This window comes from Delftia sp. Cs1-4, from assembly GCF_000214395.1.
Lineage (GTDB): Bacteria > Pseudomonadota > Gammaproteobacteria > Burkholderiales > Burkholderiaceae_C > Comamonas > Comamonas acidovorans.
Genome location: NC_015563.1, coordinates 5,828,544 through 5,842,115, shown reverse-complemented (window position 1 = coordinate 5,842,115; position 13,572 = coordinate 5,828,544). Strand labels below are relative to the sequence as shown.

General features: G+C 63.4%; 12 protein-coding genes. 11 read left to right on the top strand and 1 reads right to left on the bottom strand.

Translation table 11 applies throughout. The features are described from left to right. Nucleotides 1-20 precede the first annotated feature (20 nt). A complete protein-coding gene (slmA, locus tag DELCS14_RS25650) occupies nt 21-716 on the top strand; it encodes a nucleoid occlusion factor SlmA (RefSeq protein WP_012203254.1) in 696 nt (231 codons plus the stop codon). Nucleotides 717-819: 103 nt separating this feature from the next. On the opposite strand, the gene DELCS14_RS25645 is transcribed toward slmA, so the two are convergent. Then, a complete protein-coding gene (locus DELCS14_RS25645; protein WP_013804209.1) occupies nt 820-1,332 on the bottom strand; it encodes a Mor transcription activator family protein in 513 nt (170 codons plus the stop codon). Nucleotides 1,333-1,478: 146 nt separating this feature from the next. Here DELCS14_RS25645 and DELCS14_RS25640 point away from each other — a divergent pair, with 146 nt between their 5' ends. The 10 genes from DELCS14_RS25640 to DELCS14_RS25595 all read left to right on the top strand — a co-directional run bounded on the left by DELCS14_RS25640 (nt 1,479) and on the right by DELCS14_RS25595 (nt 13,453). Next, entirely contained in the window at nt 1,479-2,093 is a 615-nt protein-coding gene (locus DELCS14_RS25640) for a S24 family peptidase (protein ID WP_013804208.1), read from the top strand. 708 nt (nt 2,094-2,801) lie between these two features. After that, the gene (locus DELCS14_RS25635; RefSeq protein WP_013804206.1) at nt 2,802-3,287 is read left to right on the top strand and encodes a hypothetical protein; all 486 of its coding nucleotides are present in this window, start codon (nt 2,802-2,804) and stop codon (nt 3,285-3,287) included. A gap of 129 nt (nt 3,288-3,416) precedes the next feature. Beyond that, nucleotides 3,417-4,343, top strand: a complete 927-nt coding sequence (locus DELCS14_RS25630) for a phage tail tube protein (protein ID WP_012203258.1) — start codon at nt 3,417-3,419, stop codon at nt 4,341-4,343. A gap of 43 nt (nt 4,344-4,386) precedes the next feature. Then, nucleotides 4,387-4,842, top strand: coding sequence for a hypothetical protein (locus DELCS14_RS25625; RefSeq protein WP_012203259.1), 456 nt, complete (start codon nt 4,387-4,389; stop codon nt 4,840-4,842). Nucleotides 4,843-4,871: 29 nt separating this feature from the next. Next, nucleotides 4,872-5,162, top strand: coding sequence for a DUF1799 domain-containing protein (locus DELCS14_RS25620; protein ID WP_013804205.1), 291 nt, complete (start codon nt 4,872-4,874; stop codon nt 5,160-5,162). A 322-nt stretch (nt 5,163-5,484) separates the two neighbouring features. After that, nucleotides 5,485-10,200: a tape measure protein gene (locus DELCS14_RS25615; RefSeq protein WP_228676819.1), complete on the top strand. Its 4,716-nt coding sequence runs from the start codon at nt 5,485-5,487 to the stop codon at nt 10,198-10,200. After that, nucleotides 10,197-11,132, top strand: a complete 936-nt coding sequence (locus tag DELCS14_RS25610; RefSeq protein ID WP_013804203.1) for a hypothetical protein — start codon at nt 10,197-10,199, stop codon at nt 11,130-11,132. The genes DELCS14_RS25615 and DELCS14_RS25610 overlap by 4 nt, the downstream gene beginning before the upstream one ends. Continuing rightward, complete coding sequence (locus DELCS14_RS25605) at nt 11,110-11,811, top strand: hypothetical protein (RefSeq protein ID WP_013804202.1); 702 nt, start codon at nt 11,110-11,112, stop codon at nt 11,809-11,811. The genes DELCS14_RS25610 and DELCS14_RS25605 overlap by 23 nt, the downstream gene beginning before the upstream one ends. Beyond that, nucleotides 11,811-12,914, top strand: a complete 1,104-nt coding sequence (locus DELCS14_RS30900) for a hypothetical protein (protein WP_157158319.1) — start codon at nt 11,811-11,813, stop codon at nt 12,912-12,914. The genes DELCS14_RS25605 and DELCS14_RS30900 overlap by 1 nt, the downstream gene beginning before the upstream one ends. Continuing rightward, nucleotides 12,911-13,453: a hypothetical protein gene (locus DELCS14_RS25595; RefSeq protein WP_013804201.1), complete on the top strand. Its 543-nt coding sequence runs from the start codon at nt 12,911-12,913 to the stop codon at nt 13,451-13,453. Before DELCS14_RS30900 ends, DELCS14_RS25595 begins: the two co-directional genes overlap by 4 nt. Nucleotides 13,454-13,572 lie beyond the last annotated feature (119 nt).

Below are 13,572 nucleotides of genomic sequence, written 5' to 3'. Positions count from 1 at the left end.
TACAAATAGTTGATCTGCTTATGTCCGAGTCTGAAGTTCTGTCGCCTTTATCCGCTCCTGGCGCTGATGTCGTTTCCGACGAAGCCGCCTCCGCTTCCGCCCCTACGCCAGCGCGCAAACGCCCCAAACCCGGGGAGCGGCGCGAGCAGATCCTGCAGGCGCTTGCGGCCATGCTGGAAAAGCCCGGCGCAGAACGCATCACCACGGCAGCGCTGGCAGCCCATCTGGGCGTCAGCGAGGCAGCCCTGTACCGCCACTTCGCCAGCAAGGCCCAGATGTTCGAAGGACTGATCGAGTTCATCGAGCAATCCGTCTTCACGCTGGTGCAGCAGATCGTCGGTCGGGATGTGCCGGAGGAAGAGCGGCCCGCAGTGGACGGAATGCGCCAGGCCAGCCGCGTGATCTCCCTGGTGCTGCAGTTTGGCGAGCGCAACCCCGGCATGGTGCGCGTCATGGTGGGCGATGCCATCGTCTTCGAGCACGAGCGCCTGCAGGCCCGCATGAACCAGTTCTTCGACCGCATCGAATCCACGCTGCGCCAGTGCCTGCGCCCCGCCGCCGGTGCGCTGGGCTCTTCCGCCCCGACGGTCGATGCCCAGGTGGCCGCCAGCGTGCTGACATCGTTCGCGCTGGGCCGCCTGCAGCGCTACGCGCGCTCGGGTTTCCGCCGCCTGCCTACCGAGCATCTGGAAGCCAGCCTGGCCTTGATGGTCTGAACATGGCCCAGCGGACCCCAGGGTCCGCTTTGCAGCAAAGCCACCCGCTTGCGCCGGTGGCTTTTTTTGCGACCAGGGCCTTGCTTCGTCGCGGTGGCTGTGCTCAGCCCACGAGATTGCGCCGTCGCCTGGCCGGTGCTGTCACGCCCAGCGCCGCAACGATGCGCCCCACCTGGCCTTCCGTAATCCCATGCTCGGCAGCCAATTGCCGGGCCGTCTTGTCCGTGGCGTAGTCTGCGGCGATGCGCTGATTGCGCAGTGCCTGCAGTGCGCGCGCCGCCCTGGGCAGCTGGAAGTGGGGCAGGCCGCCATACTCACGGGCGAGCTGGAGCAAGGCTTGTACGCCGATGGTGGCCGCATAGGGATGCTCGGCTGTGACCTTGTCCGGCGTGGGAACGTAGATGCGCAGTCCACCCCAGCGCTGCACCAGGGCCATCGTGGGCTGCAGTCCGATCAGGCGCTCGAAGTCCTGCAGCAGGGGCGGAAGTAGATCGCTGCAAGTGCCATGGTGCGGGTGCGAGGCGGCTGACGCGGGCGTGTGCATGCCGATGGTGGGGGGCAGGGCAGCAGGCCGAAAGCCCTGGAAGGCAGGTGCCGGATGGTGTTCGGAATGCATTTTGGCTGTACGCTCTTGGTTCAAAAGGAAACGGTTCAATTTGAACCATATTCTTGGTCCATAACGAACCACTGTCAAGATTCGCCATGCCTGCAAAACCTGTGACTGATGCGCTTACATCCAACGTTGATGAGGTACTGGCGCGCATGGCTGAAGCCTTGGGACCAGACTGGATGGCGGGCATGGAGGTGCAGCCTGAAACGGTGCGGACTTGGCGCAAGCGCGGCGAAGTGCCAGCACGGCAACTGCTGCGGGCCTCGCAGCGAGCGGGCCGGCCGCTGGAGTATTTCAACGGCACGGGCGCAGCGAAGCCTGGGGCTCGGCATGGTGGGGCGGCCGAAGACGAGTTCACGCAGATCGAGATGCTCGATGCGCACGTCAGCGCAGGGCATGGGGCCGTCAATGGCCCCGACGAGGTGATAGGCCGCTTCGCCTTCCGTTCGTCCTGGCTGCAGTCCAAGGGACTGGGCAGGCACAACGCCAAGATCGTGCGTGCCCGTGGAAGATCCATGGCGGACCGCATCAACGACGGCGACATCCTGCTGGTCAACACCTCGGTCGATACGCTGACCCAGGATGGTGTCTATGTGATCGAGCTGGAGGGCGAGAACTACGTCAAGCTGCTGGAGCGCGACTTCAGCACGGGCGGTGTGCGCATCGTCAGCTACAACCCCGCCTATCCGCCCCAGGTTCTGGAAGGCGAAGCCGCCAACCGGCTGCGCATCTGCGGCCGGGTCCTCTGGCACGGCGGAGAACTCTAGAGCGTGTTATGCACTTTTAAGTACCCGCGTTGGCTCTGCGCGCTGGTGATCGCAAGGCGCAGTGCGCCGCCAAGGCTGATGCCTTGGCAAGCGCTGCAACGCCGCGAGCGCCTGCGCGCAGAGCCAACCCGAAGGGAAAGCCGGGAAAGAGGCCCGGCCCTTCGTTGCAGCCCGCTTGCGGTATGGCAACCGCGGCGCGTGCTGCGCCTCGTTCCGGGCCTCTTTCCCGGCTTTCGCGGGCGCTTAAAAGTGCATAACACGCTCTAGCCCCAGGGCCGTGCCGCCCGGCACCGCTCCAAAGACTTTGCCGCGGGCCTGAGGCCAGCCTGCGCGCTTCCGTCTTCTCCCAGCCTTTCTCGTCCTCCTCTTTCGTGCATCCGTGCCTGCCCGAGCGGCAGGACGTTTGCGCTTGCCTGGCCGTTGGGATGTGTCGGGCCAAGGCACATGTGCCTGGCATCCAGATCCGCTGCGCCTGAGAAGGCTCGCTCCTGTGGACGCTGAAATCGGGCCTGCATATGCAGGCCTTATTCATTTTTGCCTGCCTCGGCACAGTCACTCCATCGCAACGACGCATCTTTTTCTGCGTCCCCCAACGGAGTGACCCATGTACGCCATCGCACAACTGTTCCTGCTCTTTGCCGCTCATCTGCGGCCCATCGTGGCCGAGGCTGCGGCGAGTGTGGCGGCGGCCTTTCCGGTGCTGCGCTCATGAATGCACTGGCCCAGCATCGCAACGCCATCGTGGCCGTCCTGGCCTCGGTGCCGCAGATCGGCGTTGTGCAGGACCGCGAACGCCATGCCGCCAGCGATGCCGAGCTGGCCGCCCTGTTCACGTATACGCCGCCTGCAGCAGGCACGGCCCATGTCCGCGGCTGGTGGCTGCGCAGAAGCAGCACGGCCGAGCACGGCAGCAGCACGGCCCGCACGGTAAGCGTGCACCAGTGGACGCTGCATGGCTACCTGGCCATCGCCGACGCCCAGGCCAGCGAGTTGCTGCTGGACGACCTGGTCGAGCAGTTCCGCGCCCTGGTGCGAGCCGATCCGACCCTGGGTGGCGTTTGCCAGCCCGGCCCCCTGGCAGGCAGCGACGACAGCACCGATGGCGTGCAGGTCATGCGTGCCGAGCCTGTGGATTTCGCGGGAGTGCGTTGCCACTCCGTTGTCCTGCAACTGAGAACCTGGAGCTACCTGTGACCTGCACACCACCGAACCGGGCCTAGACCGGATACCCGCAACTTTCCCGCAACCCCTGTGGTCTGCGGCGCTGGAGAACGGCGCCAAAGGCCGCGAAACCTCTCCTCATCTCTTCAAAGGATTTTCCAAATGGCAGCAAAGATCATGCGCAAGATGGCCCTCCTGGCCCTGGTTGAAACCGTTGTCGGCACGGCCGTCGTGCCGCTGGCGGCCAATGCCATGCTGGTCAGCGACGTGACCCTCACCCCCATCGAGGGCGATGTGGTCGAGCGCAACAACATCCGTCCCTTCTTCGGTTCCAGCGGCAGCACCCTGGTCACCGAATACCAGAAGGTGGCGTTCTCCGTGGAATTCGCGGGTGTGGCCGCAGCGGGTGAGCGTCCCGGCGTGACCGACCTGTTGCGTGCGTGTGCCGCCAGCGCCAGCACCGAGACTGGCGTGAAGACGGTCTTCTCTCCCGTGACCGACGGCATTCAGAGCGTGACCATCTACGGCAACGTGGACGGCACCCTCTACAAGATGCATGGTGCACGCGGCGAGGTGGAGTTCAGCACCGATGCCAAGGCCATTCCCAAGTGGAAGTTCGAGTTCACGGGCTCCTTCGTCCCCGCCGTGGATGAGGCACTGCCGGCAGTGGACTACAGCGACTTCGTCGCTCCCCTGGGCGTCAACAAGACCAACACCCAACTGACCCTCGACGGCCTGGCGGTGGCCTGCAGCGCCTTCAGCTTCAAGTGCGGCAACCAGGTGGTCAAGCGCGACCTGATGAACGTGGACACCGTGGAAATCACGGACCGCAAGTCCACGGGCAGCGTCACCTTCGAGAACACCAGCGTGGCCACCAAGGACTGGATCGGCCTGGCGCGTGCCAGCGCCATCGTGCCCGTCACGCTCAAGCACGGCCCCGGCGCCACCAACACCGTCAGTTTCAAGAGCGCACGCGCCCAGATCGGCAAGCCGACCTACAGCGACAGCGATGGCGTGCAGATGATCACCATCCCTCTGTCGTTCATTCCCTCCGACGCGGGCAACGACGAGTGGTCCATCGAGATCTGACGCGTCACCTCCCTGCCTGACAACTACACATCCAAGGATCACCATGGCCGTCAAGATTTCCGGGCTCAAGCCCACCATCTCCGTTCCCGCAACGCTGTACCTGCCCGTCGATGAGGGCAGGTTCGGAGCCCATCACTTTGCCGTCGTGTTCAAGCGCCTGGGCAAGGCGCGGCGTGACGAGATCAATGAACTCATCGTCGTCGGCAAGCCCGCCACGCAGCCCGATGGCTCGCAGGAGGTACGTCGCATGACCATCCCTGAGCTGCTCGACGAAGTGGTTGTGGGCTGGGAGGGGATGCTGGGCGACGAAGGAACACCCGTGCCCTACAGCCGCGACGAGCGCCTGGCGGCCGAGGAGGCCTACCCGGGACTGGAGCAGGCCATGGCCGTGGCCTGGTTCGACGGACTCAACGTGCACCAGCGGGATGCCGCCACAAAAAACTCCGTGGCGCTGTCCGGCATCACCTCGGCCTCGACGGCGCAGACCGCTATCTCGTAGACGACGAGCTGCGCGCCCAGTGCGCGCAGATGGGGATCGACCCCGACCGGATGGTGCCCGGCGATCTGCAACGCCTGCACCCCGAGGACTACGAACTGTGGCCGGAGCATGCGATGGCCTGGAGCGTGTACCTCGGCTGCTCCACCCAGTGGCGCAGGACGGCCACGCCCTGGGGCCAGTGGCACTGGGACGGGCTGGACTACGCCGGGGCCGAGATCGTGATGCGCCGCTACGCGGTGCCCGCTGCGCAGCGCGGCGAGGTCTTCGCGCAGTTGCAGGTACTGGAGGCGCAGGCGCTGCGCCAGCTCAACCGGGGCTGAGGCATAGGGGCCTCGGCTCCGGCCTTTCAAGACAAACACAAGCGGTCAAGCATACCGAACAGAGATCAGCATGAGTACAGCGGTCAAAAGCATAGGCATCGCCGAGATGCCCAGCCTGAGCGAGCTGCGTGCGCAGAATGCCCAGTTCTCCCAGGAGCTCGACAAACTCCACGGCAAGCTGCAGCAGGCGTATGCCGGCATGTCGCAGTTCGCAGGTGCCTCAACGGACACGGCACTTGTGTCGGCGCGTGCCAGCGTCGATGTCGAGAGCCTGTCTACTTCCATGGGCAAGATTGCAGGCCGCGCCAATGCCCTGCTGGAGGTGGCGGGTTCGGCGGCCAAGGTGGGAGAGGCCCTCTACACGGCCAGTGCCCAGACAGAGAATCTGCGTACGCGGCTGGACCTTGCCACCGGCAGCAAGGGCGCGCAGGAACTGGCCTATGTCACGGCCCTGGCCGATCGGCTGGGCCTGCAGCTCAATGCCACCGGCCAGGCCTACGCCGACTTCGCCACTAAGGCGCGGGGTACGGCGCTGGAAGGCGCGCAGGTGCAGACCATCTTCACGGGGATTGCCTCGGCCAACGCGGCCATGGGCCTTTCCGTGGAGCAGGGCAATGCCTCGTTGGCAGCCGTACTCGACCTGATGGGCAAGGGGACGATAGGCGCGTCGGACTTCAGCGAGAAACTGGGACATATCCCGGATGCGGCGCTGGTCGGCGCTCAGGCCCTGGGTGTGACACAGGAGCGGTTCTCCCAGATGCTGCAGACCGGCGAGGTCGTGACGCAGGACTTTCTGCCCCGTTTCTCGCAGGCGCTGCAAAGCTCCCTGGGAGAGGGGACGGACAAGGCGGCGGACAGGCTGGATGCCGGCACCCAACGCATGGCCAACGCCTGGGACAAGCTCAAGTCCGCCGTGGGAGATTCCGGCATCAGCCAGATGATCTCCTTTGGTATGAATGCAGCGGCCAACGACATGAACGCCTTTTCGGAGTCCATGTCGCGTGCTCGTGACAACGGGTCGGGCTTCCTGGGCCAGATCAGCAGCGGGCTGGGAAACATCGCCGGGCGCGCGGTGGGCTTGCAATATGTCAGCACGGCCTTCCAGTCGAATGCGGAAAAGGCAGCCTATCTGGCCAAGGAGCTTCCGCGCGCCAGGGCTGAGTTGGAGATGCTGCAGGCCAAGGGGGCAGCCACATCGCGCAATGTGTGGGTGCGCACGGCCCATGACGATGCCCAGCGCTTGGTCGAAAAATTGCAGCAGGTGCAGCGCGAATTGATGGCGGCACAGGGTCAGCGCAATGCAGGCGGCGGCCGTGGGTTCATCAATCCGCCGCTGGTGGGACAGCCACAGCCGCAGCCGCAGGAGCAAAGCAAGAAAACCGATGCGCCTGCGCAGAGGAAAGAGAAGCCTGCAGTGCCCCGCATCGTCAGCTACGCACCACCGGCCGCGCCAGCCAGAACGCAGCAGGACAATGAGGAGCTCAAGCGCGATCAGGAACTGCAGAAAAGGCAGCAGGAGGTGGCGCAGCTCGTAAAGGAACACCAGACCAAGGCAGAACTGGCCGAAAAGAACCTGGACCTCGCCCGGCAGGAGACCCTCGCGATCGGTTTGACTGGCGATGCGTTGGGACAGCTGCGGCAGGAGCAGGTTGAAAAGACCATCGCGGAACTGCAAGACAACGCAGCCAAGCAAGAGAGCGTCCGATGCTCGAAGGACGTCGCCGAGGTCGTGGGCAAAGAGGCCGATGCCACGCGCGAACTCGCCAGGGTCAAAGGCTACAACGACTCGGCACGCATGGTGGCCGAGTACGCGCAAAGCGTGAAGGAGGCCAACGAGGCGACCCAGTTCGAGCAGTCCCTGGCCGCCATGTCGCAGCGCGATCGGGAGATTGCCCTGGCGCAGTACAGGATCGAGATAGATCTCCAGAAAAAGCTGCAAGACATCGCGGCCAAGAATCCCACGGATGCCGCTGCCGCCCAGAAGCTCAAGGAAGACGCCACGGCCGCTGCGAACCAGGCCAAGGCCAATGTCGCCGAGCGCACCCGCATGCAGGAAACCCAGAAGTCCGTTGACCAGATGGACGAGATGTTCCGCAAGGGCTTCGCAGACATGCTGGCCAACGGTACGGAAGGCTGGCGCACGTTCACCAAGAACCTGAGCGCGACGTTCAAGGCCACGGTGGCCGATGAGATGTACAAGGCGTTCGCGCGGCCGCTTGTCATGCCTGTGATAGCGCAACTGCAAGGATTCATCGGCAACCTTGGCGCGGCGCTGGGGCTCGGCGGGGCGGGTTCAGGCGGCTTGCTCGGGTTGGCCGGCAACGCAGGCAACTTTTTGTCTCTGGCTGGCAGCGGCGGAATGCTGGGCAGTCTGGCGGGAACCGTTGGGGGATGGCTTGGCTTCGGCGGTTCGACAGCAGCTGCATCAGGTCTTGGGTTGACCGCTGGAGGCGGTTTAGGCCTTACGGCTGGAGGCGGGCTGGGCTTGACTGCCTCCGGGGCAGGTGCGAGCTCCATCGGCGCTGGGCTGGGCTCCGGAACCGCGGGTAGCGCAATGGGGTTGGGTGCTGCGATGCCATGGATCGCTGGGGGCTTGGCACTGTATTCGCTGCTCAGCAGCGATGTTTTCGGCTCCCGCGGCCCCAACCACGCCGGTGCCGCCTACAGCACCGCTGGCGTCGGCAACGACAAGGCTGCCGAACAGCTGTTCGGCCGTGCGGCCGGAGACTGGTATGACGATCTGACGCAGCGCCACAGCGATGCCGTCGAAAAGCAGCTCAAGACCAGCCTGGATGGCCTGGCCTCGGTCTATGGGTCCCTCAGCAAATACGCGACGGGTAGCGCGCGCGGCATTGACTTGGTGGGCGGCTTTGCCGCCAACGGAAAGTACACCGACGAGGACGCCTACGGCTACGCCAAGATCATCGACAAGACGACCGGCATGATCCTGGCCGGCTTCGAGAACCGCTCGCTGGGCAACAACCCGGAAGAGGCCTACAAGGCTTTCCTGGGCCAGACCGGTTCCCTGCTGGTGTCCGAACTCAAGAAGGCGGACCTGCCCAGCTGGATGCGCACCACGCTGGACTCGCTGGGCGAAGCACCCAATATCGAGGCGTTGCAGGCAGCCTTCCAGACCATCGACCTGATCGGCCGCTCCTTCGAGGAACTGGGCAAGAAGATCACGGGCTTTGCCGACCTGACCGACCTGGCCTTCGAGTCCCTGATCAAGGCTTCGGGCGGCATCGAGGCGCTGAATGCCAACGCCGGCAGCTTCTACCAGAATTTCTACAGCGAGGACGAGCGCAAGACCATCGCCAAGCGCGAGATGGGCAGCAAGCTCAAGGACCTGGGCGTGGACATCGACCTGGATGCCGACGACGCCCAGGCCCGGTTCCGCAAGCTGGTGGAGGACAAGCTCAAGGCAGCCAACTCTGAGGAGGCAAATGCCAAGGTATTGAAGGACGCCATCTCCAAGGTCCAGGGCACGCAAGGCCTCAAGGACATGGCCAAGACTGGTGCCTTCAAGGACTGGGCCAGCACCACCCTGGGAGAAGGTTCGGGCGATATCGGAAAACTCGCGGCCGATCTCGAGAACCTGGCGAACACCAGCACGTCGCTGGCCGACTTCACTGCCGGTATGGACAAGCTGATCGGCAATATCGGCGGCACCGGCAAGTCTTCGGCCGAGACCGCTGCCGAGCTGCTCAAGCTCAACGACACGTTCAAGGCCGTTACCAAGACGTCCGAGGATGCTGCGGCGGCTTCGGCCAAACAGGCGGAGGAAACCAAGCGCAAGCAGGAGGAGCAGGCGCAGGAGGCGAAGAAAAAGAACGAGGCCGATACGGATGCGGCGTGGAGCCTGCTGCAGCGTTCCGTCGATGCGGAGCGCTCGGCCATACAGGCACGCATCGATGTCGCGCAGGAGCGCGTGGATACCGAGCGCGCCCTCATGGACACCTTGCGCGGGCATGTCGTCGAACTGCGCGGCCAGATCGAGAGCACCCAGGCCATGGCCTTGGCCAGAGCCAACGAGGTCATTGACCAGGCACTGGCTGCGTACCGGCGCACGGGCTATCTGCCCGAATCGGCTGACATCGGCGAGGCTGTCTCGGTTGCGCGCGGCGGTATTTCCTCGGGCAACTTCCGCTCGCGCCTGGACTATGAGGCCGCGCAGTTGATCCTGGCCAACAAGCTCGAAGTGCTGCATGACGCGGCGGGCGAGCAGCTGTCTGCCGATGAATTGATTCTGGAGCAGGAAAAAAGCCAGGTCGATGCGTTGGAGCGGCTGCTCAAGACCGAGAAGGAGGCGCTGGACATAGCGCGTGGCATCGACACGCGGCTGCTGTCGTCCGATCTCGCATGGGCGGAATTCCGCGCGGCACTGCTCAAGGAAGGAGCGGATACCGGAGATGGTGCTGGTTCTGGTGAAAGCGGTTCCGGTGGCGGCAGCGGGGGTGCGGACTTTGGTCCTGGGCCAGGTCCTGGAAGTGGGGGTGGCAGCTCCACCGTGCACAGCAAGTACAAGATGCCTGTTGCCGTGCTCGGTGATGGCTTCGCGATCTACGACTACGAAACGGATCCCGAGAGAGTCAAGAAGCTCGATGCGCTCTCGCCAACCTTCCATAAGTACGACGGCACCGGAGACCTGGTGGGACTGGCCAATGACATCAAGGCCCAGGGGGGCACGGCGCTGGATCTTGCCTATCTGTATGGCTACTCGGAGCGCGACGTGCTGGCGGCGTTGGACCAGTTCGGCATTCCGCGCTTCGCCTCGGGTGGCGAGCACTTCGGCGGCCTGCGCCTGGTCGGGGAAAACGGCCCCGAGCTCGAGTTCACCGGACCTTCACGGATCCACAGCGCCCAGCAGACGCGGCGCCTGCTGGAGGGTATGCAGGGCGGCGACCTGCACAGGGCCCTCGAGTCCCTGCAGCGTCTGACCTATGACCTGGGGCGCCAGCAGATCGTGCTGCTGCAAAGCCTCGAAAAGATGGCTCGCAAGAGCGACGCCATCGGCGTCAAGCAAAGGGAGACCGCATGAACGATGAATTCACACGCGGCATGGGATTTGTGCCGCCCCTGCCTATCACGTTGGACAACATGAGCACGAACGTCGCCGCAAGCGGCCTGCAGCCCTGGTCCGCCAGCAAGGCCTATGCGCTCAACGACGAGATCATCGACGCCTCGCGCGTGATCTGGCGCAGCATGGCCGGCAGCAATACCGGCAATGACCCCGCCAGTTCGGAAGGCAAGTGGCAAAGGCGCGGTGTGGAAAACCGGCTGCGCATGTTCGATGCCAGCCTGGGCTCGTACACCGAGGCCGATGACCTTATCGAGGTCACCATCAAGCCCGGCCGCGTGGTCACGGACATCGAGCTGCTGGGCCTGCAGGCGCACACGGTCGAGGTGGTGATGACCGACCCCGTGGCCGGCGAGGTGTTCCACAGCGGGCAGCGCCTGGTGCTGCGCCCTTCGGGCAATTCGCACTGGGGCTACTTCTTCAACCCCATAGAGCGCGAACGCAAGCTGTCCATCTCGGGACTGCCGGCCTACACGCAGGCCAGCATCACGATACGCATCGCCAACATGGGGGCCAAGGCGCGCTGCGCCGAAGTCGTCATCGGCCGTGCCGTCTGGCTGGGCAACACGCAGTGGCGGCCCTCGGTCAGCTTCGACGACTGGAGCCTCAAGAAGCGCGACGACTGGGGCGGCTGGATGGCCGAGCCCGGCGCCTACAGCGACCGCTTGAAGCTGCAGGTCCTCGTTCACGGCACGCAGTACGAGCGCGTGCGCAACGAAATCCTGGCGTATCGCGCCAGACCGGTCGTCTGGATAGGTGCGCGCGGCTACGGCGTGCTCACCACCTACGGCTACATCACGGGCTTCGACCAGGTTCTGGTGGCCCATGGCTTCTCCGATTGCAACCTAACCATTGAAGGACTGGAAGACGATGAACTTCACACCCCCACCTAGTGCACCCGAGGAATCGGTGGCGATCCCGAATCGTCGCACGGACCCGCAGGACGTCTTCGACGTCAAGACGGATGTCTATCTGAACTGGCTGACGGGCTTTCGTAACTGGACGGCGGGCCTGGTGACTTGGCTCACGACGTTTCTGACGGAAATGGCCCAGGCCATGCTGACGGTCGAGGGCAACAAGAACGCTGCGCAGGCCGCCGCCTCCGCCGCCGCGACCAGCGCCCAGAACGCTGCCATTGTCGCCGGTGCCTCCCGATGGGCGCCGGGCAGCTACGCCCAGGGCGACGCCGTGTGGTCGCCCCAGTCGCTGCTGACCTATCGGCGCGTACCAGCCGGCACCACGGCCAGCGCGCTCGACCCGGCCCAGGATCCCGCGGGCTGGCGGCTGTCCGGTTCACCGCAGTCCATGCCGCAGCAGGAGCTGACAACGGCAGGGCCCCATCACCTGATCGTCGGCATGCACTACATCGTCCTGCACCCGCAGTGCGAATGCCTGATGCCGGCCGGGTCCGCGCCGCAGGAGCAACTGCGCGTCACCAACCGCTCCGGTGCGCTGACGCCCGTGCTCAGGCGCAACGGAGGCAAGTTTTCCGGAATCGAGGACGACCTGGCGCTGGACTCGCGCTATGCCGACCGCGTATTTACTCAAACCGCAACCCTTGGGTGGATCTGATGCTTTCCTTCAACAATATCTATGGCCAACCTGCCGCGCTGATGCGTCGGCGTATTTGGAGCGGGGAGGAGCGCAAGATTTCTGGTGTCTCTGCGCATATTGCCAATGCATTCAAGCCAGTTCGCAGTGTTTCTCCTGCAAATTTTTCTGCAAGCATGGGTTTATACAATGGGCGCCTGTATTTTTTGGCTAAAGGTGGAAATGTTTATACCACTCCAGATTTGAAAACTCTCACCCACCGTTTGTTGGCTGGTGGAGAGAATTCAATTATTACATCCATTGCTCAACTGGGCGGGGTTGTGATCGTTGGTACGCAATATCGATCAGGTATGTACACCTCATATGGGGGGTATGTCAGTGTTGATGACGGTTTGACATTCAGAAATGCACTTGCGACGCCAAGGTTTGTAAGAGCAGGAGACTATTTTTACGCCTTGTCTTCGAGCATGGTTCGTTCGAAGACGGGCCTGGATACGGCATGGAGTGCCACGTCCATGCCATCAGGGGAGGTATGGAGTCATGTGCTGCACAATGGTGAAATTTATTTCACATTGAGTATTATTAACAATGTATTTTACAATGCAGCTTACTCATTGGATGGGGTGTCGTTCATTTTGTCAAATAAATTTGCAAACGAGCGATCAAAGTTTCCATCTGGTGCTTATATGCAAAGTGCAGCAGTCATTGGGAAAAAGTTTGTAATGGTGGGCGTGCAGGGGGGGCAGATATACACCGTGATGACTGAGAATGGTATTGATTTTGAGCAATTTAGCCAGTCGCTAGAAAGCGGCGTAGAGGGGGAAGAATTTAGGAGCTGGATCATCCAGGTCGTTGCGGCAGATGGGGTGATGTATATGCGAGCCGCTACTAGCGATACGGCCGGTATTATTCGTACTCGAATTTTCTCGTCCATTGATGGCATTTCCTGGCGCGCTTTGCCTGCCATCGCAACTCGTAGTAGCTTGATAGACCCGTCCAACGGGATGTTTGAGCTCGCCCCTGGCCAGGGGATCTATGCCATCCCCTGGGCAGATGCAGACCATGCATTCATCTCCGACACCGTCAACGACCGCGACTTCTATTACGAACTGGGTGCCGCATGAACTACGAATTCAACCTCTGGGGCTGGTACGCAGGCATGTCCACTACGCCCGGCTCGCGCACGACGACACTGCCGCCCGACAACATGCAGACGCACGAGACAGCGGGCCGGCCGCGCAGCAACTTCACGGGGCTGGCCTGGGTCGAGCTGCCCTATGAGGCGCCACCCGAGCCGGTGCCCGAACCCGCGCTGCCGGAGATCGTCATCACCGGTATCGCGGCCGACAGGGAGGGCTTCGTGCACACCCCGGACTTCACCGATGCGACGGTGCCGGTGGGTGCTACGCTGGCCTTCGCTGCCGAACTGCGGGCCGGCGATCAGGTGCTGACGCTGGACGACAGCTTCCGGCTGCCCATCCGGTCGCGCGATGGCCGCGAGCGCGTGGTGCTGGCCTCCATGGCCAAGGGCTTCATCCGCTTCTCTGTCCACTTCGAGGACAGTCGGGTCTGGGAAGTGACCGAAGCCATGGTCAATTCCGACCTTCCTCCCGAACGCCACATGCGCTTCAAGGGCATCAAGGTATTTGCCGTGGAGGCATGACTTGCTCTGAGGCGTGACAAACAACCAAGCCGGCACCTGCCGGCTTTTTTGCGCCTGCCCACAAGCTAGGTGTTTTCCCCCGCATGTCTTCGCCGCGACAAGCTTTCCATGCAAAATAG